Raw genomic sequence first — 23,270 nt, 5'->3', positions numbered from 1 at the left:
TTAAAAAGGCGCGGTTGTTAAACCGCGTCTTCGTTTTCTTCCCCAGTACGAATTCGAATAACACGCTCAACATTGGTGACAAATATTTTACCGTCACCAATTTTACCCGTCTGTGCGGTTTCCAAAATAGTATCAATGCACTGCTCAACTTGGTCGTCTGAGACAACAATTTCCAGTTTCACTTTCGGCAGAAAGTCGACCATATATTCCGCACCGCGATACAGTTCGGTATGACCCTTTTGACGCCCAAAGCCTTTAACCTCAGCAACTGTCATGCCCGCGATACCAATTTCAGAAAGTGCTTCACGCACGTCATCTAGCTTGAATGGCTTGATAATCGCTTCAATTTTTTTCATGAGAACTCCGAGCTTGCACCTGCCGTTCTAATTCATAACGAAAGTGACTGGTTATTGGGTAGCGGCGGTCTTTACCAAAGTTACGCGAAGTAATCTTAGGCCCAATTGCGCCTTGCCGACGTTTGTATTCATTAATATCAACCAAGCGCACAACACGCAAGACTTCAGCTTCATCGAAACCACAATCGATTATCGCACTTGGCGACCAGTCTTGCTCCACATAAAGCGTGAGTATTTTGTCCAACACGTCGTAGGCTGGCAAACTGTCTTCATCTTTTTGATCAGGCGCTAACTCGGCCGATGGCGGTCTGGTAATAACACGCTCTGGAATAACCTCAGCCGCTTGGTTGCGATAACGCGCCAATGCAAACACCAAGGTTTTCGGTACATCTTTAATGGGTGCAAAGCCGCCATTCATATCGCCATAAAGTGTGCAGTAGCCAACCGCCAACTCACTTTTATTGCCGGTGGTAAGCACTAACGAATGGGTTTTATTTGAAACAGCCATTAATAGCGTTCCGCGTGCGCGTGCCTGCAGGTTTTCTTCGGTGGTATCTGCACTTGTTCCCACAAATAAAGGCCCAAGCTGCTGCATGAAAGCATCATAGATAGGTTCAATTGCCACCACATCGTATTTGACACCCATGGTGCGCGCTTGCTCAGCAGCATCATCTTGACTCATTTGCGAGGTATAGCGAAATGGCATCATAATCGCGTGCACTTTATCTGCGCCTAACGCGTCCACTGCAATCGCCATGGTCAGCGCTGAATCGATACCGCCTGAAAGGCCCAATGTAACGCCTTTAAACCCGTTTTTACCGACGTAATCTTTAACCGCCAGCACCAGTGCTTGGTAGATTTCTGCAAGACGATCATGGGCGTGGGGTTTAATATCTTGGTCGAGTAACGTAATGCCATGGCTATCACAGCGAACGCTTGCGCATGATGGTTGGCAGTGGGGTAATTCAGCCACTAAATCGCCGTTTGCATTCATCACCAACGAATGCCCATCGAAAACTAATTCGTCTTGGCCACCACAATTGTTCACGTAAATAATTGGAATGTGCGCTTCGCTGATGCGTTGTTGCATAATGTGCATACGTTGTTGATGTTTATCAACTTCATAAGGGGATGCGTTCAGCGTTAAAATTAAATCAACACCTTCCGTGCGCAACTGGCTGAGCGGCTCTGCATGCCATAGGTCTTCACAAATCAGTAAGCCAATGCGATGGCCTTGCCAGTTAAATACACCGGTATCATGGCCTGGAATAAAATAACGCTGCTCATCAAACACGCCGTATTGTGGCAGCCGTTGCTTATGGTAACGCGCCAAACATTGGCCCCGATGCAATACCGAAACACTATTATAAAGCTCGTTGCCCACCCGCTGAGGATGGCCAACTACCGCCAAGTTGTGTTCCGCTGCAGCGGCTATTTCTTTCAGGGCTTGGTCAACTAACGCTTCCAAGTCATCGCGAAACAGCAAGTCTTCAGGTGGATAGCCTGTTATCGCAAGTTCAGGAAAAACGACAAGGTCACTGTCTTGATACTGCGCCAACGTAGCTACGATTAAATCAGTATTACGTTTGATAGCACCCACCGTGAAATCGAGTTGGGCAAGCGTTACCGTGATTGGCTTCATGAATTGGCTCTCAGGCTTGACGAATATTAGGTTGCGTATGATAGAGCAGCGCCTTGTTTCGCGCAAATAAAGCGACTCATTACGCGTTTAAATCAAATTGCTTTCCGGCACTCTCGATGGAATAAATTTCACGCCCCTGTTGCGTGCGTGACCTGGCTATTTCGGCCCATTGATACACCACATTACGATGCACCTTTGCCCATAAGTTACGCCCGCAATCAACGTACAGCTGGCCGGATCTAATGATTAATGGGTGTTGTTCTGAAAGGGCAAATTGCTGCTCAATGTTGGTTGTCAGCTGAATAACCGGTGGCTCTGCATTGGGCACATTTTGCCACGTGGTGACAATGAAAGGCGCATCAGCAACCGTTATTTTAACTTTCTCGGCGGGGGTAACCAGGTAGAAAGTGTTGTCTTCATACACCAAAACGCTGGCGAATAATTTAACCAAGGCTTGGCGCTTAATCAGCGAACCTTGATAAAACCAATTACCGTCAGCGTCAATGTGTATTGGCAGCTCACCACAATAAGGCGGATTCCACCGTTCTGTGGGAGCATGCCGGCCTTGCTCTATCGATTCCAGCAATTGCTCCAACTTCATTTAACTCACCAAACGTTTCTGACGCAGTAAGTACCACAAGGTTGCTTCCGTACGGTTTGATACTTTAATTGCTTTAAAAATTGCCGACAAATGAACCCGAATTGTCCCTTCAGTAATTCCCAGAATTGTCGCAATTTCTTTGTTCGACAAACCTTGCGCCAGTAACTGCATAATTTCCAGTTGGCGGGGTGACAAAAAGTGCTCAGCACTCCCTTGTCGATTTATCGTGTCGTTTAAACGCGACTCCTCTGGTAAATACCGATCGTTTTGCAGCAGAATACGAATAGCTTGCTTCGCTTCTTCAGCGCTCGCATCTTTGGGCAGATAACTACGAACACCATTGCTCAATGCTTGGCGAACTTCTGACAACGGCCGTGGCCAGCTGAACAAAACGATGTGCGAGCTAGGCGCCATTTTCTTCAGTGTTTGCAAGGTTGGGCGAATCTCCGCATCTGGAATGTCCATATCGAGGAAAATTAAGTTATAGTCGCTTTGGTGGCGCAGGTATTCTTGCGCGATATCAAAACTTGGGGCTTCGTAGATTGCCAGCTCATCTGAGAAACTTGTTAGTACTTGAATGAGGCCAGCACGTACGAAAAATTGCGAGTCGATAATTAGTATTTTCATGAATGTCCACGCGCTTTAAATGTCCCTAACAATTAGCGTATTGTACACGCTTTAACGAATGTTTGAAGGTTTGGTGTTACCAAATTGTAAAAAAGTGTAAAAAAGTGAATTTTTTGCGACGCACTCTAAACGCTTTGTAAAACTAGGAACGTTCTACAGGGCATAAAATTCAGTCAAAAAGAGAACTTTATGAGAATTTTACGTTTAATCACATTTGTTCTAATAATGTTATATACGGGTGCTGCGTTTTCGCAAACCACGTTATTCCACAATTTTAACGGTTACACGCTAACCGGAAAGCCGGGTGCCGAGGCGGTACTCGTCAAGTTTAATGCCATGCTGATTCGCGATGGCAAGGTAGCAGCGGTAGGCACACTTGCTGATCTTGAAGCAACCTATGGTAAGCAACTGGCTGACCAACGGGTTGATTTGAAAGGCAAGTTTGTACTGCCGGGGATTACCGATGCACACGGTCACGTGCTGGGCTTAGGCCAAAACCTGATGTTGGCTGATTTACGCAATGCCACCTCAGAAAGCAATGCGGCGGCAACAGTGGCTGATTTCGCCCGTAAAAATCCGTCAGCGCCTTGGGTACTGGGTCGCGGCTGGAATCAAGAAAACTGGGACGTTCGCCAATTTCCTCAAGCACAAACACTGGACGAAGTAGATGCTGAGCGCCCTATTTACCTAACGCGCGTAGATGGCCACGCCGCATGGGCAAATAGTAAAGCACTGGAACTTGCAGGCATCACCGCAAACACAGTAAGTCCTGATGGCGGCGACATCATTCGCGATCAACAAGGCCAGCCTACCGGCGTATTGATTGATAACGCCATGGGCTTAGTTGAACGGGTTATTCCAACCCCGACTGCCGAGCAGCAAGAACAAGCCTTAAAAGTGGCATTTGAACACCTGTTAGCGCGCGGTATCACCGGCGTGCATGATGCGGGTGTTGATGCAACCAACCTGCAAGTCTACAAAGAATTAGCAAACGACGAAGCACTCCCTATTCGCATCTATGCAATGCTGTCGGCCACCGAGCCAACACTGGCTGAATTGTTAGCGGCTGGCCCCTATGTGACAGATGACGACAAGTTATCGGTACGCAGCGTCAAAATTTACGGTGACGGTGCCTTAGGTAGCCGTGGTGCAGCGCTACTTGCCTCTTACCATGATGCGCCTGGTCAACATGGGCTGATGGTCACGTCGCAAGAACGCATTCGTGAACTCTATGAATTGATTATTCCGCATGGCTTTCAAATCAATACGCATGCTATTGGCGACCGCGCGAACCGCGTTGTTCTAGACGAAATGGAGCGTGCCTATAACACCATCGGCGGCCGTAGCCTGCGCCATCGTATTGAGCACGCGCAAATTGTTCACCCCGAAGATATTCCGCGTTTCAAAGAGTTAAATATTATTGCTTCCATGCAACCAACGCATGCAACCAGCGATAAGAATATGGCGGAAGACCGTTTAGGTAAGGCACGTATGAAAGGCGCCTACGCTTGGCAAACATTCGCTGAACAAGGCACCATTATTGCGGCTGGTTCTGACTTCCCGGTTGAACTTGCAGACCCATTTTTTGGCTTACACGCTGCAGTAACCCGTCAAGATCGTGACAATCAACCGCAAGGTGGCTGGTACGCGCATGAAAGCTTAACGCTTGAGCAAGCACTGCGTGCCTTTACCCTTGATGCGGCCTATGCCGCTGGCCAAGAGCAGGTTTTAGGTAGCATTGAGCCAGGCAAGTGGGCGGATTTCATTGTGTTAGATCATGATCCCTTTGCGCGTGATGCCGCTATACTATGGCAGAACAATGTAAACGCCACCTATGTTGCAGGTGAGCGTGAATATAGCGCTAATTAATTGAAAGGAAGTGGACGCAGTATGGACTTAAAAAGTGTTCGTCGTGATTATGCCCAAGGCAAACTAACGCGTGAGTCGCTCGCTGAAGCACCTATGCAGCAATTTGCGAACTGGTTTCAAGCGGCAAAAGATCATCCGTCACAGACGGACCCTACAGCGTTCACTTTGGCAACCGTTGGTGCGGATGGTCAACCGCACCAACGTATCGTACTGCTGAAAGATATTCAGGCTGATGGTTTCGTGTTTTACACCAATTACGACAGCCAAAAAGGCCATGATATTGCTGGAAACAGCCGCGTGGCTATGCATTTTGCGTGGCTTGCACTCGAACAGCAGATTCGTATTGAAGGTTTTGCGCGCAAAATAGCACGGGCCGAAAGCGAAGCTTATTTTTATAGCCGCCCTCGCGAAAGCCAACTTGGTGCGTTGACTTCAGCGCAAAGTCATACCATTGCTTCTCGTGATGAATTAGAACAGCGTTATCATGCGCTCACCGAACAATATAAAGACCAACAAGTGCCCATGCCTGATACTTGGGGTGGTTACTTGGTTGCGCCTGAGCGTTTTGAATTTTGGCAAGGCGGTCGCTATCGACTGCACGACCGATTCACCTTTACCAAGCAGCATGAAAGCTGGTTAATCGAACGCTTACAGCCTTAATCTAGAACGTCCGGTAAAGGTTGCTGCATACTGTCAGCAACCTTTTTTAATTGCCGCCACAGCTCTGGCGTATAGTCCACTCCGGATTGCAGTTGCCGCTCACGCGTAGCTAACGCACCTTCGCCCGGTATCCGAACCGGTTTATTGGCATCAATGGGTATGGCTTGGTGCATGCCGTCAACCAGTGCTTGCGCTTGTGCCTTAAATGCATCTGCATCACCAAAAGCACTCGGATCAACCACCTGAATCCACACCGTGTTGGCATCTAAACCCGGCTGTTCTTGATGACGCCCTAGCTGGCTTAACGCAAGCGTCCATAATTCACTGAACAAACATAAGCCCGAGCCTTTATAGCCGAGGTCTTCGCCACCCAGAGGGGCAAGCACACTAGCAGGGTCGGCCAAAAATGTTGTGGCATCGGACGTATAGTCGCCGGCAGCCGTGATCAGTGCCGGATACGGCAACGGCTTTTGCTCAGCAATGGCTTTTCGTACTTTGCCTGCAGCCGTCATCGACAAACTAATATCAAGCAATATCGGTAATTGCTGAGTGGGCGCACCAATCGCGAACGGATTCGGCGAAAACCACGCCGATTTTGCACCATAAGGTGCAACAGCTTGCTGACCTGGCGTTGCGCACATGATTTGAATCAGCATGCCCGCACGCGTTGCTTGTTCAAGGTAAACCGCTAGCGCCGCAACATGCTGTGCACGCTTAATAACCACCGTACCGGTGCCGCATTCTTTCGCCATAGCGATTGCAGCCGTTATCGCTTCTGGCACCACGTACAAACCGGATACCAAGTCAGCGTCCCATAATTGCACTGCCGCACGTTGTTTCAGCACGTGATACTGGCCGGTGCGACGCGAACTGCCGTCCGCTAAACAATTGAGGTTATAACGCAACCGCATTAACCCATGGGTTCGAAACCCCATAAGATCAGCTGCCAGAAGCTTTTCCGCCATAGCCTGCGCTAATTTGGGTTCCGCACCGGCTTTTTCTAAGCAGGCTTGAGCCCACTGGCGCATCGAATTTGCTTCAACTTGAATATTTTTCTGCACGGTCATGTTGTGTACGTTGTAAATTAGGGTAAGTTCGATAAGCTTATCAGACAATAGTAAAGAGGAGTATAGAGGTGTCTGAAACTTCAACAGCACAACGGATTGGCGTACTCACCAGCGGTGGTGACGCACCAGGAATGAATGCAGCGCTGCGCGCTGTCGTACTAGCTGCAGAACATTACGGCATGGAAGTGATTGCGTTTCGACACGGCTACGAAGGCCTGTTAAACAACGAGCATATTCCCCTGCAAGCACCTGACGTGGCCCATGTGCTGCAATATTCGGGCACCATCATCAAAAGTGCACGCTGCCCGCGTTTTAAAGAAGAAGACAGCGCAAAGCTGGCAGCGGATAACCTAAACAGCCTCAATATCAATGCGTTAATTGTGATTGGCGGTGACGGTTCATTTCGCGGTGCCCACCACTTAAGTAATTATTGGTCTGGACAAATTATTGGGGTGCCGGGCACCATCGATAACGACGTTTTTGGTACTGACGCAACCATCGGTTATTCAACTGCTGTTGCAATTGCAATGGACGCCCTCGATAAAATTCGCGATACCGCCGATGCAATGGACCGCGTTTTCATTGTTGAAGTCATGGGCCGTCATGCTGGCTTCATCGGTTTGATGAGCGCCATGGCCTCCGGTGCTGAGCGCATGATTCTACCCGAACTGCAAAAAGATAAGCCGCTGACGGTGGCGGCATTGGTGAAACACATCAAGCGTGTTGAAGCAGTGCGTGGCCCTGGCAGCTACGTTATGGTCCTTAGTGAGCACCAATGGCCTGGCGGCGCTGTCGCGCTCTCTGAACAGCTGGAAGCCGAATACGACATGCCATGCCGACCGTGCTTACTTGGCCACATTCAACGCGGTGGCCCGCCAACGGCATCCGACCGAGTGCTCGCCTCAGAACTTGGCGTGCATGCTGTCGAGCTTATTTTAAAAGGTGAAACCGCGGTAATGACCGGGCTGAAAGCCGGTCAGTTGGTTGCTGTGCCACTCATTGACACATGGACCAAAAAGAACCCGCTTGATGAGAATTTATTGCGCATTCAGCATGAGATTTTTAATCCAGTAAAAAAGCCTTCTCGTAGTTAATCAGAGTGTGGCAATTTGGCGCAATTACAACGATAATAGCCCCCTTTTTAAGCACGCCAATTAAATCACTGTTGAACCAGCGGAGGTGAATCACCTTGAGTCAGCAACAACCTAAACAAATCACTTCGTTAGAAGTGAAAACGGACACCCCAGTACGCGAGTTTTTTGGGGCACAAACCGATGCAGCTTTATATGCCAATGGCACCCATATAATTGGGTTTGGTTTTGATGGCACCGCATGCTTTCGTAAAGGAACCCGCAACGGGCCCGACGGCTTGCGTTCCGTGTCAGAAGACATCGAAAGTTATTCGCCCTACTTAGATGCCGATCTGTTTGATCATCCGTTTTATGATTTAGGTAACTTGTCACTTGGCTCAAGTGATGATGTGGAAGCGCAGTGGCAACATGCTACCGATCAATTTGAACAGGTATTCGGCCCAATCAACTTGGAAGCCGACAACATTCGGGTGCTCACCTTGGGTGGCGAGCATTCAATTTCTTACGCGCCAATTCGCAAATACTTGCAGCAATACCCTGAGTTAGTGCTACTTCACCTTGATGCACACGCCGACTTGCGTGATGGCTTTCTCGGTTACCACTACTCACATGCATCAATTATTCGTCGTGCGCTTGACCATTTTGGCCCGGGGCATGAACTCATTCAGTACGGCATTCGCTCTGGTACCCGTGACGAATATCGGTTTATGAATGAGCACGGCACCGTGCGTAAGTCGCGTAAAGAGTTTTTGGACAGCGTGATGGCGATTCCAGCCGACCGTCCAATCTATCTGACGCTCGACCTTGACTATTTTGACCCAGCATTTCTGCCTGGTACTGGCACGCCAGAGCCCGGTGGCGAAGATTTTCATTCATACGTGAGCTTAATGAAAATTTTGCGACAGAAAAATCTTGTTGGCGCTGATGTTGTTGAGTTATCACCAGAAATTGATCCAACCGGAAATTCTGACGTGTTTGCCGCAAAAATTGTGCGCGAATTACTTATTATCTTGAACGAAAAAGGGGCTCGCTGATATGGCGCAGAACTGGACAATCGACGATGCCGAAGAACTTTATGGCGTAAAGCGTTGGGGCGCAGGTTATTTTTCAATTGGTAACAATGGCAGCATCCAAATTGCTCCCAATCATCGCCTGCCTGACGTAAACATCGATATGAAAGAAGTGGTTGATGAAATTCTTGCTGAAGGAATTCAACTGCCTGCGGTTATCCGTTTTCACGATATTTTGCGCTCACAAGTTGAAATCTTAAATGAGACATTCGCTAAGACAATTGAGGATGCGGATTACAACGCACGTTATGTTGGCGTATTTCCCATTAAAGTGAATCAAATGCGCGAAGTGGTCGAGGAAATCATCGACGCCGGTGAACCTTACGACTACGGCCTGGAAGCTGGTTCCAAACCAGAGCTTATGGCGGTGCTTGCGTATAACGAAAACCCGAATGCATTAACCGTTTTGAACGGCTACAAGGACGAAGACTACCTGACGCTCGCCCTACTTGGTCGTCAGCTACGCCGTAAAATGATTATCGTTATTGAGAAATTCAGTGAGCTGGAAATGCTCATCCCGTTAGCCAAAAAACTTGGCGTTGAGCCAATGATTGGTTTGCGCAGCAAAATGATGGTGCGTAGCTCCGGCAAATGGGCAGGCTCAAGCGGTGATCGTGCGAAATTCGGCTTAAGCATTACCGAAATATTAAACATTGTTGAGCTTTTGAAAAAAGAAGACATGCTGCACTGTGCAAAATTATTGCACTTTCATATCGGCAGCCAAATGTCTGATATCCGCAAAGTAAAAGAAGCGGTTTCAGAAGGCGCACGGCTTTATGCAAAATTGATTCAAATTGGCGTGCCATTAGAGTATTTAGATATTGGTGGTGGTTTAGGTATCGATTACGACGGAACCAGCTCAACCACCGATTCATCGCGTAATTACTCAACTGAAGAATACGTTGCTGACGTGGTTTACGGGGTGAAGCAGATCTGTGATCTCGAAGAAGTCCCCCACCCGAACCTGGTCAGTGAAAGCGGCCGCGCCATTACCGCACACCACAGTTGTGTGGTGACCAATATTGTTGGTGAGATTAAAAATACCGGTGCCCAATTCGACATCAGCCCAATCGCCGACGAGCACATTCTTGTCAGCAACATGCGCGAGCTGGTTAACTCAACCGAAATGCACCCGCAAGAACGCTATAACGACGCTGCAAGTTTCAAGCAGAGCGCGTATGAAGCATTCAAACTGGGTATTTTGTCTTTAGACGAAATGGCCAAGCTCGACACCATGTATTGGCGCATTTTGACAGAAATCCATCAATCGCTTGATCGCGAGAGCTTCGTCTTTCAAGAGCTGGAAGAATTAGAAGATATGCTCGCCAGCCAATACTTGTGCAATTTCTCTATTTTCCAGTCTGCTGCAGACACCTGGGCGATTGGTCAGGTATTGCCAATTGTGCCCATTAGCCGCCTGGACGAGAAGCCTGAAGTGCGTTGCTCAATTGTGGATATCACCTGTGATAGCGACGGCAAGCTGAGCAAATATATTGAAGGCACCGAAATCAGCGACAACATCCCCATGCACACATTACGCAAAGGCGAAAACTACCACGTAGGTATGTTCCTTACCGGCGCGTATCAAGACGTTATGGGCGACATGCACAATCTGTTTGGTCGGTTAACCGAAGTTCATATTTACTGCCATGACGACGAACCAGGCGACTTTTACATTGAAGAAGTGGTTCCGGGTACTGCAGCAGAGAAAGTGCTTGAAACCATGCAGTACAACACCGATTACATGGCCAAAACAGTCAAGAAGTCGATTGACCGCGAAGTGCGTAAGGGACACATTGCTCCGCGTGAAGGCGTACGCTGGACTGACTATTACGAGAAGTGTTTAGCGGGTACAACCTACTTGAAGGTGTAAAAATCAACAAATTGGGTATTTCCTGAGCAAACGGTCTGAATTCACCGAATTTCATCAAAAAAGCGGTTGACTCAGACCCGAAAAACTCGTTTAATACGCCCCGACGCCCAGATAGCTCAGTCGGTAGAGCAGGGGATTGAAAATCCCCGTGTCGGTGGTTCGATTCCGCCTCTGGGCACCATTATTGATAAGGCCTCGCTAGAAATAGCGGGGCTTTTCTTTTTCTGGCTTTGTGCCAAATTTGTACCAATTGTGCCATCAACATTCGATGCAACCGCTTTCAAATGCTGTCCTGCCAAATGAGCGTAGCGCAAAACCATTTCATAAGATGCCCAACCGCCGAGTTCTTGCAGCTCTTGAAGACTTGTTCCTCTTTGAGCATGCCAACTCGCCCACGTATGGCGTAAATCGTGCCAAGGTGGGTCCTCTGTTTGGCTTCAACAATCACAATCGAGCAGTGATAAGAGTCGAAATTACATATTATTTAAAACACTTTTCGTACTCCATTCATGAATTTTTTCTACTTTTCCTTAGTTTATCCGCCGCTTTTGGCAGTCTGGCCACCATTGCCTTATAAGTCGGACCTTCACGAACATCATAACGATATTCAGTGCCATACTTCTTATAATGACGCTCAACAGCAAGAATGTATGCCTCACAGTATTCAATCTCTGATTCATAATCTTTTGCTTTATTCGAGAGAATAGCAACGCGAAGAAAATATGATGGCGCAGCGAGATGCTCGGTCCTTTCCATCATGCGTAACTCTGCAGCACAACAACGTTTCATTACCGCAATATCATGCTTGAATTTTTCTACGAGGTTTAAGTCATGCCGTTCATCTTCTCGACCCGCTTTTACTAAAGCGTCAATTAATATATCTCCGCTCGTTTTATTTCGGTCACTAGCAGCCTGTAACCATGGCTCAGACGTCGGCACACTCCAAGCGGAAATAATTTGTTGTGCAGCTTTAATATCAGGAACTTTATCGTAACTGCAAATATCATCTACAGCTTCAGAAAGCTCTACTGTGACTGACTCAGAATTTTCTATATACGGGGCAAGTATGTTCGCAATCAACTTCGGATCACGCTTTCCTGAAGCCAGCAAAAAATAAGTAATATTCATTAATGCTTGTTCGTGCTTGCTCTCTACTCTTAAGACTTTGGCTAAATGCTCATGCACACTGGAGTCTAGCGCTAGAGATTCCAATATCTTGGAACCATTCTCAATACCCAGCTGCGCAAAAAGCCGCTTCTGCTCATGAAATTTTCTCCATGCCTCATCATGATTTCCTTCTTCTAAGGCCTCAAGTGCGCACTGCTTCGCTTCTTTGGCTCTTGAAAGAAGATTTTTCGACTTAGAAGCGATGGCTGATCTTGATCGATTTTCGAAGCTAGTTTTATTTTTACGTGTAAAGAAATCCCAAAACGACATAATTTTTCCTATTAGTCTTTTGATTGATAATCAACGACTTTAGGTTTAGTGGTTGATTCAAATCCGTTTATAGAAACACAATCTAACGCTTTACAACCAGATGATAGTACACTGACAAATAGAATCTGTTATTGATTTTTGGTTTTGCGGGATACGAGTGTCGGTTCAATTCAAGACGCTCCGTAGCTACGACCGACAGAAGCCTGATATCGAGATTAATTAACGCAGGTGATAATATGACTAACACAGAAACATGCATGCGAGAAATGCGTCACATTTTAAAACTCTTTGGTCAAAGCTATGATTTTGATCAGCAGTGGATATTATTCAAGGCTTTCTTAAATACACTGCACAGTCTTACGGATAACGACTCAAAAGCAAAAGGAATCTTAATAGGAAGTCCGTTAATCGATTTTACCCTTGTATTAAGAAATATAGTCCACCACCAGCCTGCCAAATGGCATTACAGTCAACATGACGTTAAACCAACCAACTTTTCTATTAGTTATACTGAAGACTCAGGCGTAAAAATGACATCAAGCTACTGTTTGGTTATTCAGAAAAATACATTAGAAGATGAAGAACTCCAAGCAGAACTTGGTCGTAACTCTAGTAAGCAACTTAAAGCCCTGCAGATAGCATTAAAGAAAATCGAAGCTCACGTAATTGTTGTAAAACCATTGATGCTGCAAATACAGAATCATATTGAAAATTATTGCCGAGAGCACAATTGTTACACTGATGGTTACGATGAGGACAGCAAAGGTTTTGTAATTGTTCGAAATTAAAACGAAAACGTGATTTACACTTAGTTCAGCCTGTGCCGATTTTGTACCGCCCCCCCATAAATATGCCAATCTGACCGTGAAAATTGAACCATCAATGTCGCAGCGACGCATTTTCTGTTCAGTATCATTCTCCATTTAAATATACAGCTTTATTAACCCCGCTATGTAGTGGCAAACTAGACTTGGCCAGCACATTAGGACAAATGACATGGACAAGTATATTTCAAAACCTAAGATCATAAATTTTTTAGGCTCTGCAGCTTCGATTATTATCTTTTGGTCGGTGGTCATCCTACTGTTTAAAAGTTGTGCGGCTTTATTTGAACCATCAGAGGACGAAGGACACACGGAAAAATTTCTAACTAATTTGGAGAGCGACAAAGAGTTGAGACGTCGAGTATTAGACCACTGCAAACTCAAAGAAGAAGTTGAATTCCCCGTAAACTCTGATGTATCAGTCTCTTGTCTTAAAACATCTAACGTAATTTATTCAGCGTTTTTCACAGAATCCACTTACAACAGGGAAACTAATGAACTCATTGAGAATGCAAAAAGTGACTGGATTATAAAGCTAGCCTCCTACAGTGTTACTTCAGACTCGGATATCGAATTCTTCCTCACGTCTCTTAGTAAAAATGTACATTATTGCGTTGCGACTTTGAAAATGACTCGTGAAGAACGTGAGCGGGCAAGATACGCACAGTCCTGTATCGGAGTTATGCCCATTTGCCTAGACGCAGCATATAAGGACGAATGGTCAGAAGATCTCATATTTTGTGGAAGCTACATGAATGCGATCATGAGTACTCGCTTTAATTTCTAGAGCATCTGTTTAGTTTTACTACTTTAGAGATTTCTTTTTATATAACTATTAGTTTCACTTTTAATGTGTCAATTTGACCGTGAAAGTGAAAATCACCGTGTCGTGGCTTGATTCCGCCTCTTGGCACCGTTCGTTAGTAAAGAATATTGAAATAAAACCGTACAGAAGGCTTTTAGGCGCTAGCTCGCTTGAATAGGTAATTGATGCCCAGTAAAGGAAGGAAAGTAGCGAATGCTAGATACTTCCAATCCCCTTGCAACAATCCAGCCACATATACAAATATAAACAGCGTACCCCACAAAAGCACAATTGTTAGGCTGGCTTTCGAATCCTTGCTAGAGTTTGCGCTCGCTTTTTTTAACAAACCAAAACAGAAAAACGGATACAAAATTGATTTTATGATTAACACTAATTGCGAAGAAGCATCATTGTGCTTCAAGAAATTTCTGTAAAAGTAGTACATATTATAAAACCCAGCCGAAAAGAACGAGAAAATCACTAATCTCGCAGGGGTTTCGGTATAGAAGCTTAAATTATTATGGTTTTGAATTGGCATACCGTACTCAACTGTATTTCCCTATATAAATTGGGAGCACAAAAGCGACAACGAAAAGCGAAAATCCAAACAGAACTAATTGTCGACGTCACAACGCTCCCTTAATTTTTAGTCCACATTTAACTTGTACTTGCTCATAGGTCAACTTATTTAAGAACCGATTTCGCTAATAAAAAAGGGGCGCAATAAATGCGCCCCTTTTATTTAAAACCGAAAAGTTTAGAACTCGTAGCTGTAGCTCAAACTGATTACCCGCCCTACTTCACGTGACTGCACGGTCACGCCTGATTGGGTTACGTCTTGCTCTTCATCAAGTAAGTTCTGCACTTTAAAACTGATTTTAGAATTAAAGTCTGGGTAGTAGTTGTACACTAAGTCGAGTGAATGGAATGGTTGCTCATACGCATCACCACGACCGCCGATACCTGCTGCCAGAATACGCTCACCAAACACGTTGTAGATTAACGAGCTTGAGTGATTGCCGTTGAGTGAATCGTAGCTCAACTGAAAGTTGGCAACGTATTCAGAGTGGCCTGTCATGCGCTTCGTTGGGTTGGTTAAGTTACCGGCTAACGCTGGGTCAATAACTGCCTCAGAATCACTCCAGGTCAGGTTACCACTGGTAAAGAAGCCATCCGCTAGATACGTCAGGTCATGCAGCCATTCAAACTCAACACCGTAAACTTCCGCTGAAATGCCGTTCACGTAGTTTAACGTGTATTCCTCGTCCCCTACGCTTAGCACTGACTCAATTGGCTTCTCAATATCTTTATAGAACGCCGACACGGTGTAGTTGTCGCCGTTATCTGCAAAGTATTCAAAGCGCGCATCGAGGTTGGTCATTGGGCTGCTTTCAAGGCCTGCACGACCAATGGTGCGAATGTCGGTAATCGGGTCAAAGTACGCAACCGGAACTGTTTCACGAATGTCTGGGCGAACCACTGTTTCCGAGAAACCAAAACGAATTTGATAACTCTCATCGCCAATATAGGTTAAAGACAACGCAGGATAGAAGTCATCTTCAACTGTTGTGCCGTTAAGAATGCGTTCAACCGAGTAGTACGTGTCTAAATCTTCAGGCGTAAAAATCAAGCTTGAAGTGGCCAAAGACACTCGCTTAAACTCTTCCCAACGCACACCACCGGCTAAGCGCCAGCTGTTGGTAAGAAACGCGTCAAACGAGCCATAAAACGCATCGGTTTTCTGCACAGCAATGTAGTCGTCGGCGTCAGGCGCTGTTGGCTCACGATACGACAACAAGAAGTTGCTTTCATCAATGCGCTCATCAGTTAAGTAGTCCGTTACGCCCAAAATGTTCGCCAAATCGTCGTTTACCGAAATCCGTAAACCTGAGCCATTATCCATCGCAAAACGGTCAGTGGTGTAATAACGCGCTTTGTCGGTGAAGTCATAGCCCGCTTTAAACTCAATATCCATACCCGCTAAGTTGGTGGGTAATGACAAGTTACCGCCATACGATTTCACGTGGTCTTCCATATCCACGTATTGGTACACAGCACGGTTATCATCACCTGTAACTACGGTGCTCAGATAATTGCCTTGGTCGTCATACAAGTCATCAAACCGGAATGACATGTCCGTAGGTATGTCAGTTTCAGCCGTAGACTCCGTGTATTGCCAGTCAAAGCCAATGCCCCAATAGTCTAAAAATGTGTGCTGACCACGCACTTGGTCAATATCCAAAGTGCGTTCTTCGTATTTAAACTCATGCTCACGGTTGGCTAAACCTGAACCGTAAATGGTTTTCAAGTTACTGCCATTTGGGCTTTGTAAAATACCAAACTCAGATTCGTCTTCAGCATCAGTTAAGTACAACTTGGTATAAGTGACGCTGTGCGTATCAAGCTCATAACCTACGCTGAATACGCCGTTTAAACGCTCAGTTTCGGTGGTCAGTGTGGTTTCGCTTAAGGTGTTGTAGCACGAGTTAGCAACTTCTTCTGCGCTGTTTAATGTTGTGGCACAACCTTCCGTGGCGTTTTCGCTCAGTACTGCACTAGAACGCTCTGAAACATTCCACTTGGTGTCATAGGCGCCAGCTAACAAGAAGCCGATGCTGCCACCAAAATAGTCTTCATCAAAGCTATTGCCGATACTGGCTTTAATGCTGTAGTTCGGGTTAAGCGAATCGTCTTGCAGTGCAATATTGCGTGGCAATGATTTCGCAAGCCCCGCGTTGATCATACGCGCTTGCTCACTTGCTGAGCCCAGTTCGTTGTCAACTAATCCGTCTTTGCCAACAATATTACGCAAGCTAAAATCACCGCGGTATTTAACAATCGCGTCGCGAATATTCTGTGGAATACCGGCTTCATTGCGGTCATAGGTATACCCATCCGTGGCATTGCTATTTTGACCGATACCAACCTCAAGATTCACCTGAAAGTCGCTTGGCAGCGATTTGGTACGAATATCAATATTACCGCCACCGAAGGCTGCCGGCATGCTCGGTGAGAACACCTTCTGTACCGCTAGGCTTTCAATAATGGTTGAAGGAATGATATCCAGTGGAATCACGTTACGGGTTAAGTCTGGGCTTGGAATGCTTGCGCCATTTAATCGCGCGCTTGAATAACGTTCACCTAAACCGCGCACGTAAACATATTTGCCATCTACCAGAGTTAATCCCGTCACACGGCGGAGCGCTGAAGCAGCATCGCTATCACCGGTGCGCGCCAGTTGTTCTGAACCAAGAATATCGGCAACGAAGGCCTGATTTTTGCGCTCATCAACAACCGCAGCTGCACTTCCTTGCAAACGCGTGCCGGTGGTGACAACTTCTTCAATGGTCGTGTCCGTTGTTGTTGCGGCTTCACTTTCATCAGCAGCTTGCTGTTGGGCATACGCTTGGCCACTTGCAGCAAGTGCAAGGCTAACCGCTAACACCAGCGGCTTGAGTTTGTAATTCGTGCTCATAATCAACTCCTGCGTTATGTTGAACAGCGGGCATGTTGATTAACATGCCCGCCATACGTTGCTTTACAACAAGTTCTATTAGTCTTGTTCTGCAGCAGCTAACGCAGCTTCAACCCACTGATACCATTCAGATGATGTGTCATCGCTAGATACCGCACCAATGTAATCAACGGTTTCGAAGTAGTCGTTACCTAAGGCACTTAAGTCATCGGCAGTAACAGTAATGTCAGCAGAAGTCATGTCAGTCGAAAAGCCATCTGCTGCAAATACGGTGGCGTTACCACCCAAACGTGCGTTCAAACCGCCATTATCGAACCATTCTTGACGGGTTGAACCATCAGGTAGCAATGCAGCTGAAGTAAACTCGTTCTCTGCAACACAAGCCATTGCTGAGCTGAAGAAGTTCAAGCCGTCCGCTACTACACCTAACTCGCCGTCACCGGTGAACAAGATGCAGCGGGTGTCGTTGGTCGCAACATCGTCTTTTACTAACAGGAAGTTGTAGAGTTGACCTTGGAAGTTATCATCAAACTTCATGGCAGTTGATGGGTCATTGTCACGGGTTGATAAACCGTCGGTTGTGACAACAGTTACGTTGGCGATAGTTGGACGTGACGTTGGCGCTTGTGAGTATTCTGCACCTGAGTTTTTCTCGCCGTCAGCTTCAAAGCCGCCGTTACCCATGAATACATCAGTACCGTCTACGTTTACAGTGCCGTGTTTGATGTACAAGAACTGGGCATTACCTTGCCAACCTGCATCGATATCCATTGAATCGTCTTGCGTGTCTGTGAATACAACACGTTTCACGTTAGCGGCGCCACCAAAAAACTCAATGCCGTCATCGTAACCTTGATGAATGTGAACATATTCGTATGAAGAGCCTGAACCAACTGCGTTTAAGGTCAGTGAGTTCAAGTCATCGCCGTCACCACCAGCACGAGGGCCTGAACCGGCATACCAGATTTTCGCGTATTTCATTGAGCCGCTATCATCTGCGTTATCGTTACCGCCGTAGTAGCTCACGATACCCTCTGAAGCAACGTTACAGGTGTTCGCGTCACGTTGTGCATCGGTACACTGGTTAGTAATACCTTGGCCGTTTACGATAATACCGCCCCAATCTGCGAAGCGCGGGCCATTGCCAACCACATCAAAACGGGTGAATGCGTTCGCTGACGTGAAGGTAACAGGTTTGGCGAACGTACCAATCGCATTAAGCTTAGCACCGCGAGCAACGCGAACAATTGCCTCACCACTGGTGAAAGCTAACGTTGCGCCTGGCTCAACCGTAACCACTGGGCCAGTTTCATTGATCGTACAGGTGGTGGTGGTATCACAATCTTCACCAATCAATAGCGCGCCATCAAATACGTGCACACCGCCGTCAGGCAGTTCTGCAAACGTTAAGTTTTCAGTGATTTCAACGTTGCGGCTTGCGAACTCTAAATTGTATTCGCAGTCGCGGCCATCAAAAGCACCCTGCAAACCGTTGTAGCTGGCGCATAAGTTATCACCCGTTGGGTCAGTTGGCGTTGCACCGCCGCCTGAAGTGTTGTTTGAGTTATTCACACTGTTGTCATTAACAGTTGGGTTTACTTCAATATCACCGCCACAACCAGCAAGGGCCAAAGCAGAAGCGATTGCTGTAATTTTGAAAAGGGTTTGCAAGTTCATTGTGTTCTCCCGGATAGGAACGTATGTAAGTAATTAAACGACGCAGGCAGATTAGTGATAAGCCATGACAAATTTGTGACAATTTCTTGATGTCATGAAAGATTCACTGAACCGCAACAGAACTGTCATCGTAAAAGTCGTGAAAGGCTCACGACTGCTTACACTTTCTCGTGGAGCAAGACCCGCCGTGGTGCTACATTGAAAAGAGAAACGTGGTTAAAGGATAAATATGATGCGCTATTTTATTGCAATTGCTGCTGTTATTTTGCTTGTGCTGTTACTGATGGCGCCGCCGGCATCGGGCATCCGCTTAATCACCCTCAATAAATCTGATCTGGGCTGGACCGTAACCTACAGCCTGAACGAACCTGTGACTCAACTGGAGTTTGTTCGCTCGCCCGATAACAGCCGCAGCGAGCGCTGGCAGCCACTTAATTCAAATACACAGATACGCCTGCAAAACGGTTCCGAAGTAATTACCAGCATTGATGGACAGCCCTTTAGCGAGGTTTCGTTTATTCTTGATGCAACTTATACCCCGTTGCCGAAAGACTACGCGCCATTTTCGCCCTTCAGCAATGGTGGCATGTTGGTTCACACCGCACGGTTTTTCGCCTGTGCCAATCATTGCACGAACGCCCATCATGAATGGCCCATGGCAATTACCATGAGCGGCGGTGACTATCTATTGATTGATGGGCAACAATATTTGCAAACCCATGAGTGGCTTGATCGGGATAGTGGCCGGGCTATTTATGTTGGTACCCAACCGCCCGAAGTATTCTCCGCATTGGTAGCCGTTATTGACCCAGTGTTACCCAACTCGTTGCAGAATGAATTAATCACCGAGCTACCCATGATCATGAGCTACTTCACCAAACAGCTTGGCAGTTTGTCCCAAACACCTACCCTGTTTGCTTCCTATAGCCCCTATGAAGGTGGTTTCTATGGTCACCAGGGTGGCGTTTTACCCCATCAGGTATTCATGCACTGGTACGGCAAAGGCGCACTCGACAACCTTGATGAGCAGAACACCTTGTGGTTTTTTGCCCATGAAATAGCGCACCTGTTTCAAGGTGTCGGGCTGCGTTATTCAAGCCCTGAGGAAGCCTGGATACATGAAGGCGCGGCCGAATTAATGGCTTATTTGTATGCTGATAGCAAACTCAAACAAGACAGTGCGTTGCTGCAACGCGCCATAGAAGGTGCCCAACTTGAGTGCGCATCTACCTGGCCCGTCAGCGAGGAGTTTGTCGATGTCGGCCGGGTAAACTTTAGAGCCCATTACACCTGCGGTTTGGTGGCGAACGCCGAGCTGCACGTGCAACTGAAAGCCAATGGCGTTGAAGAGGGTATTTATACCTTGTGGGCAACCTATTCACAGTTAGTGAAAGATGGTGAACCCGCTGATTCTGAAACCTATTTTGCTGCATTTAAGCAATTAACGGGGTATGCTTCAATGTCATTACGGCAGCTTATCGATCGCCCCGTGTCTGCTTCTCTGGCACCCTAATTAAACGGTAGACGGCGCGGCAACAAGGATAATAAATGAAACCACAACGAATATTCATCACTGGCGGCGCCAGTGGCTTGGGCTTTGCGCTTGCACAAATATGTGCAAAAGGCGGCTGGCAGGTATGTATTGGCGATCGTGATATTGAGCGCGGTGAAGCCGTTATCGGTAGCCTGCAGAAATGGCAACCCAAGGCCATGTTTCTACCCTGCGACGTAACCCGTATGAGCGACCTAGAACAAGTGGCGAAAACCCTCACTGAAAAATGGGGCGGTGTTGATGTTGTGGTCAACAATGCCGGCGTGGCTCAGGTGGGCAAGATCTCCGATACCACCCTCAGTGACTGGCAGTGGATTATCGACATTAACTTGCTTGGTGTGGTGCGCGGTTGCAAGGTTTTCACACCGCTATTTAAACAGCAAGGCTCAGGCCATTTCGTGAACATTGCCTCTATGGCAGGCCTGTTAGATGTGCCAAACATGAGTGCATACAACGCCACCAAGGCTGCGGTGGTTAGTCTGTCAGAAACGCTGCAAAACGAATTGGTGAAAGATAATATTCATGTCACCGTGGTTTGCCCAAGTTTCTTTAAAACCAATTTGAATCAAGGCATGCGCTCCACCATTGATGGCATTGAACAGAAGGTGGATAAGCTGATGAGCTCAAGTAAGCTCAATGCGGTTGATATTGCGCGTTTGATCATGAAAGCCGTGGATAAAAAGAAAAGCCACGTGCTACCGCACCGTCAAGGTCGTTTAGCTTGGTACATGAAACGCTGGTTGCCCCGTAGTTGGTATCAAAAACTGCTCTATTCACGAATGAAATAGTCGACAGTCGCTTCCATAAATAACGCCCTCTTATGAGGGCGTTTTCGTTTTAAACCCGCCGCGTAATCCCTCTTGATAAACCGCACTTACAGAATCACCTTGTTTCAAAAATAACAACATAAGCAATATGAATGGTCATAATTTTATTCATTCATTTGTAGAATGTGCCGTTTTAGGTCTAGCCTGTAATCGTTAACACATGAACAACAAGTGGACAGATTATGACCGACTCAAATAAGCCAACCGCAACAGCCTTTGATGGCCTGCAACTGCCGCCGTTAAGCGATGCTAGCGCAGCACTAATTAATAACACCACGCAAGAATTCTTAGTTGCACTTACGCGTAAGTTTCGCCCGCAATTGCACGCCGTGCTTGGGGCACGAGCTAAGCGCCAGCAACAGATTGATGATGGTACGTTGCCTGATTTTGACCCCGCTACGAAATCCATTCGTGACGGAGATTGGCGTGTTGCCCAACTCCCTGAAGACTTAACCAAACGCCGTCTGGAAATTACCGGCCCGGTTGACCGCAAAATGGTAATTAACGCGCTCAACGCCAACGTTGATTGCTACATGGCCGACTTTGAAGACTCGCAGTCGCCAACCTGGGAAGGCTTATTGCAGGGGCAAGTTAATCTATACGATGCCAACCGCGGCCAACTTGATTATACCGACCCAGATTCTGGCAAGTATTACCAACTTAACGACAACCCTGCGTTATTGATTGCTCGGGTTCGGGGGCTTCACCTTCCCGAAAAACACGTGCTTGTTGATAATGAAGTGGCACCGGGCGGCTTGGTCGATTTTGCGCTGTATTTTTGTCTGAATTTTCAACAGCGGCTAAAGAACAATACCGGCGTTTATTATTACATTCCGAAGTTAGAGCACAGCGACGAAGCAAAATGGTGGGCGGATGTGTTTCGGTTTACCGAAGACTACTTTAAGCAACCCCGCGGCACCATTCGGGCCACTATTTTAATTGAAACCCTTCCAGCAGTTTTTCAGATGGACGAAATACTGCACGCCATGAAAGACCACATCGTGGCGCTAAACTGCGGCCGCTGGGACTACATTTTTAGCTACATCAAAACCCTGAAAAATCACCCCGACCGCGTTCTGCCTGATCGCCAAGTGGTGACGATGGACCAACCGTTTTTAAATGCTTACTCGCGATTGTTGGTAAAAACCTGTCACCGCCGTGGCGCGTTAGCAATGGGCGGAATGGCGGCGTTTATTCCAAGCAAAGACCCCGACGAAAACGCGAAAATACTCGCCAAAGTAAAAGCTGACAAAGAGCTAGAACGGACCAATGGCCATGACGGCACATGGATAGCTCACCCTGGGTTGGCTGCAACCGTGCGCGAAGTATTTGTCGACGGCCTAAGCGGCAACAACCAATTGCATGTATTACGTGAACACGACCAACCCGTTACAGCCGAACACTTGCTTGCCCCCTGCTCAGGCCCACGCACCGAGCTTGGTATGCGTACCAATATCCGCGTTGCCTTGCAATACATCGCCGCCTGGATTTCCGGCAAAGGCTGCGTGCCCATCTACGGCTTAATGGAAGACGCGGCCACGGCAGAGATATCACGCACCAGCATCTGGCAGTGGATAAAGCACCAAATGACGCTTGATAACGGCAACGTTGTCACCAAGCAGCTATTTCGCGATTACCTAGCCGAAGAAGCCAAGGTTGTGCGCAACGAGGTGGGCGACCAGCGCTGGAACCAAGAACACTTTGAACAAGCAACACAACTTCTTGAACAGATAACAACAGCAAACGACTTGGTTGAGTTTCTGACTCTGCCCGGCTACGCGCTGCTTGATTAATAACAACAACTTAAACGAAACAGG

At 47.0% G+C, this 23,270-nt stretch carries 18 protein-coding genes, 1 tRNA gene and 1 pseudogene; 11 read left to right on the top strand and 9 right to left on the bottom strand.

The window, feature by feature from the left end:
• Positions 1 to 17 precede the first annotated feature (17 nt).
• From glnB to ACN0UY_RS10775, 4 genes are all read right to left on the bottom strand, one after another.
• On the bottom strand, positions 18 to 356 hold the full coding sequence (glnB, locus tag ACN0UY_RS10790; protein ID WP_128353126.1) for a nitrogen regulatory protein P-II: 339 nt from the start codon (positions 354 to 356) through the stop codon (positions 18 to 20).
• The gene (locus ACN0UY_RS10785) at positions 343 to 1,998 is read right to left on the bottom strand and encodes an NAD+ synthase (RefSeq protein WP_417667003.1); all 1,656 of its coding nucleotides are present in this window, start codon (positions 1,996 to 1,998) and stop codon (positions 343 to 345) included. Before ACN0UY_RS10785 ends, glnB begins: the two co-directional genes overlap by 14 nt.
• Before the next feature lie 79 nt (positions 1,999 to 2,077).
• Positions 2,078 to 2,599: a DUF1285 domain-containing protein gene (locus ACN0UY_RS10780; protein ID WP_417667001.1), complete on the bottom strand. Its 522-nt coding sequence runs from the start codon at positions 2,597 to 2,599 to the stop codon at positions 2,078 to 2,080.
• On the bottom strand, positions 2,600 to 3,226 hold the full coding sequence (locus ACN0UY_RS10775; RefSeq protein ID WP_128353129.1) for a LuxR C-terminal-related transcriptional regulator: 627 nt from the start codon (positions 3,224 to 3,226) through the stop codon (positions 2,600 to 2,602).
• Positions 3,227 to 3,415: 189 nt separating this feature from the next.
• On the opposite strand from ACN0UY_RS10775, the gene ACN0UY_RS10770 reads away from it, so the two are divergent.
• Both ACN0UY_RS10770 and pdxH read left to right on the top strand, forming a co-directional pair.
• Positions 3,416 to 5,095 (top strand): amidohydrolase, encoded by a 1,680-nt coding sequence (locus tag ACN0UY_RS10770; protein ID WP_417666999.1) that lies wholly within the window; start codon positions 3,416 to 3,418, stop codon positions 5,093 to 5,095.
• Between the two features lie 21 nt (positions 5,096 to 5,116).
• A complete protein-coding gene (pdxH, locus tag ACN0UY_RS10765; RefSeq protein ID WP_417666997.1) occupies positions 5,117 to 5,755 on the top strand; it encodes a pyridoxamine 5'-phosphate oxidase in 639 nt (212 codons plus the stop codon).
• Here pdxH and ACN0UY_RS10760 read toward each other — a convergent pair.
• Positions 5,752 to 6,822 (bottom strand): Ldh family oxidoreductase, encoded by a 1,071-nt coding sequence (locus tag ACN0UY_RS10760; protein ID WP_417666995.1) that lies wholly within the window; start codon positions 6,820 to 6,822, stop codon positions 5,752 to 5,754. The two genes, pdxH and ACN0UY_RS10760, sit on opposite strands and share 4 nt — an antisense overlap.
• A gap of 68 nt (positions 6,823 to 6,890) precedes the next feature.
• On the opposite strand from ACN0UY_RS10760, the gene ACN0UY_RS10755 reads away from it, so the two are divergent.
• The 4 genes from ACN0UY_RS10755 (at position 6,891) to ACN0UY_RS10740 (ending at position 11,037) form a co-directional block, all read left to right on the top strand.
• Positions 6,891 to 7,916, top strand: a complete 1,026-nt coding sequence (locus ACN0UY_RS10755) for an ATP-dependent 6-phosphofructokinase (RefSeq protein ID WP_417666993.1) — start codon at positions 6,891 to 6,893, stop codon at positions 7,914 to 7,916.
• A gap of 95 nt (positions 7,917 to 8,011) precedes the next feature.
• Positions 8,012 to 8,947, top strand: a complete 936-nt coding sequence (speB, locus tag ACN0UY_RS10750; protein ID WP_417666991.1) for an agmatinase — start codon at positions 8,012 to 8,014, stop codon at positions 8,945 to 8,947.
• 1 nt (position 8,948) lies between these two features.
• Entirely contained in the window at positions 8,949 to 10,856 is a 1,908-nt protein-coding gene (gene speA / locus ACN0UY_RS10745; protein ID WP_417666989.1) for a biosynthetic arginine decarboxylase, read from the top strand.
• Between the two features lie 105 nt (positions 10,857 to 10,961).
• Positions 10,962 to 11,037: transfer RNA gene (locus ACN0UY_RS10740), tRNA-Phe, on the top strand.
• 118 nt (positions 11,038 to 11,155) lie between these two features.
• Here ACN0UY_RS10740 and ACN0UY_RS10735 read toward each other — a convergent pair.
• Both ACN0UY_RS10735 and ACN0UY_RS10730 read right to left on the bottom strand, forming a co-directional pair.
• Positions 11,156 to 11,269, bottom strand: a pseudogene (locus ACN0UY_RS10735) (tyrosine-type recombinase/integrase); the annotation flags it as partial.
• A 94-nt stretch (positions 11,270 to 11,363) separates the two neighbouring features.
• A complete protein-coding gene (locus ACN0UY_RS10730) occupies positions 11,364 to 12,293 on the bottom strand; it encodes a hypothetical protein (protein WP_417666987.1) in 930 nt (309 codons plus the stop codon).
• Positions 12,294 to 12,529: 236 nt separating this feature from the next.
• Between ACN0UY_RS10730 and ACN0UY_RS10725 the strand changes: the two genes are divergently transcribed.
• Positions 12,530 to 13,081 (top strand): hypothetical protein, encoded by a 552-nt coding sequence (locus ACN0UY_RS10725; protein ID WP_417666986.1) that lies wholly within the window; start codon positions 12,530 to 12,532, stop codon positions 13,079 to 13,081.
• 208 nt (positions 13,082 to 13,289) lie between these two features.
• Complete coding sequence (locus ACN0UY_RS10720) at positions 13,290 to 13,904, top strand: hypothetical protein (RefSeq protein WP_417666984.1); 615 nt, start codon at positions 13,290 to 13,292, stop codon at positions 13,902 to 13,904.
• 775 nt (positions 13,905 to 14,679) lie between these two features.
• Here ACN0UY_RS10720 and ACN0UY_RS10715 read toward each other — a convergent pair.
• Both ACN0UY_RS10715 and ACN0UY_RS10710 read right to left on the bottom strand, forming a co-directional pair.
• Entirely contained in the window at positions 14,680 to 17,397 is a 2,718-nt protein-coding gene (locus ACN0UY_RS10715) for a TonB-dependent receptor plug domain-containing protein (RefSeq protein WP_417666982.1), read from the bottom strand.
• A 78-nt stretch (positions 17,398 to 17,475) separates the two neighbouring features.
• A complete protein-coding gene (locus ACN0UY_RS10710; RefSeq protein WP_417666980.1) occupies positions 17,476 to 19,074 on the bottom strand; it encodes a hypothetical protein in 1,599 nt (532 codons plus the stop codon).
• Between the two features lie 229 nt (positions 19,075 to 19,303).
• On the opposite strand from ACN0UY_RS10710, the gene ACN0UY_RS10705 reads away from it, so the two are divergent.
• From ACN0UY_RS10705 to aceB, 3 genes are all read left to right on the top strand, one after another.
• On the top strand, positions 19,304 to 20,587 hold the full coding sequence (locus tag ACN0UY_RS10705) for a hypothetical protein (protein WP_417666978.1): 1,284 nt from the start codon (positions 19,304 to 19,306) through the stop codon (positions 20,585 to 20,587).
• Between the two features lie 35 nt (positions 20,588 to 20,622).
• Complete coding sequence (locus tag ACN0UY_RS10700) at positions 20,623 to 21,414, top strand: SDR family oxidoreductase (RefSeq protein WP_417666976.1); 792 nt, start codon at positions 20,623 to 20,625, stop codon at positions 21,412 to 21,414.
• Between the two features lie 221 nt (positions 21,415 to 21,635).
• Positions 21,636 to 23,246 (top strand): malate synthase A, encoded by a 1,611-nt coding sequence (gene aceB / locus ACN0UY_RS10695; protein WP_417666974.1) that lies wholly within the window; start codon positions 21,636 to 21,638, stop codon positions 23,244 to 23,246.
• The last annotated feature ends 24 nt before the right edge of the window (positions 23,247 to 23,270 follow it).

Origin of the sequence: Pseudidiomarina sp. (assembly GCF_048268165.1) — a bacterium.
Lineage (GTDB): Bacteria > Pseudomonadota > Gammaproteobacteria > Enterobacterales > Alteromonadaceae > Pseudidiomarina.
The sequence above is the reverse complement of the archived record's forward strand: the minus strand, read 5'-3'. Positions and strand labels throughout refer to the sequence as shown.

Coding starts and splice junctions, on each gene's coding strand:
- ACN0UY_RS10775 (WP_128353129.1), bottom strand. CDS start 3,226: ATGAAAATACTAATTATCGACTCGCAATTTTTCGTACGTGCTGGCCTC.
- ACN0UY_RS10715 (WP_417666982.1), bottom strand. CDS start 17,397: ATGAGCACGAATTACAAACTCAAGCCGCTGGTGTTAGCGGTTAGCCTT.
- ACN0UY_RS10770 (WP_417666999.1), top strand. CDS start 3,416: ATGAGAATTTTACGTTTAATCACATTTGTTCTAATAATGTTATATACG.
- ACN0UY_RS10780 (WP_417667001.1), bottom strand. CDS start 2,599: ATGAAGTTGGAGCAATTGCTGGAATCGATAGAGCAAGGCCGGCATGCT.
- ACN0UY_RS10720 (WP_417666984.1), top strand. CDS start 13,290: ATGGACAAGTATATTTCAAAACCTAAGATCATAAATTTTTTAGGCTCT.
- ACN0UY_RS10710 (WP_417666980.1), bottom strand. CDS start 19,074: ATGAACTTGCAAACCCTTTTCAAAATTACAGCAATCGCTTCTGCTTTG.
- glnB (WP_128353126.1), bottom strand. CDS start 356: ATGAAAAAAATTGAAGCGATTATCAAGCCATTCAAGCTAGATGACGTG.
- ACN0UY_RS10760 (WP_417666995.1), bottom strand. CDS start 6,822: ATGACCGTGCAGAAAAATATTCAAGTTGAAGCAAATTCGATGCGCCAG.
- aceB (WP_417666974.1), top strand. CDS start 21,636: ATGACCGACTCAAATAAGCCAACCGCAACAGCCTTTGATGGCCTGCAA.
- ACN0UY_RS10785 (WP_417667003.1), bottom strand. CDS start 1,998: ATGAAGCCAATCACGGTAACGCTTGCCCAACTCGATTTCACGGTGGGT.
- ACN0UY_RS10730 (WP_417666987.1), bottom strand. CDS start 12,293: ATGTCGTTTTGGGATTTCTTTACACGTAAAAATAAAACTAGCTTCGAA.
- ACN0UY_RS10725 (WP_417666986.1), top strand. CDS start 12,530: ATGACTAACACAGAAACATGCATGCGAGAAATGCGTCACATTTTAAAA.
- pdxH (WP_417666997.1), top strand. CDS start 5,117: ATGGACTTAAAAAGTGTTCGTCGTGATTATGCCCAAGGCAAACTAACG.
- ACN0UY_RS10705 (WP_417666978.1), top strand. CDS start 19,304: ATGATGCGCTATTTTATTGCAATTGCTGCTGTTATTTTGCTTGTGCTG.
- speA (WP_417666989.1), top strand. CDS start 8,949: ATGGCGCAGAACTGGACAATCGACGATGCCGAAGAACTTTATGGCGTA.
- ACN0UY_RS10700 (WP_417666976.1), top strand. CDS start 20,623: ATGAAACCACAACGAATATTCATCACTGGCGGCGCCAGTGGCTTGGGC.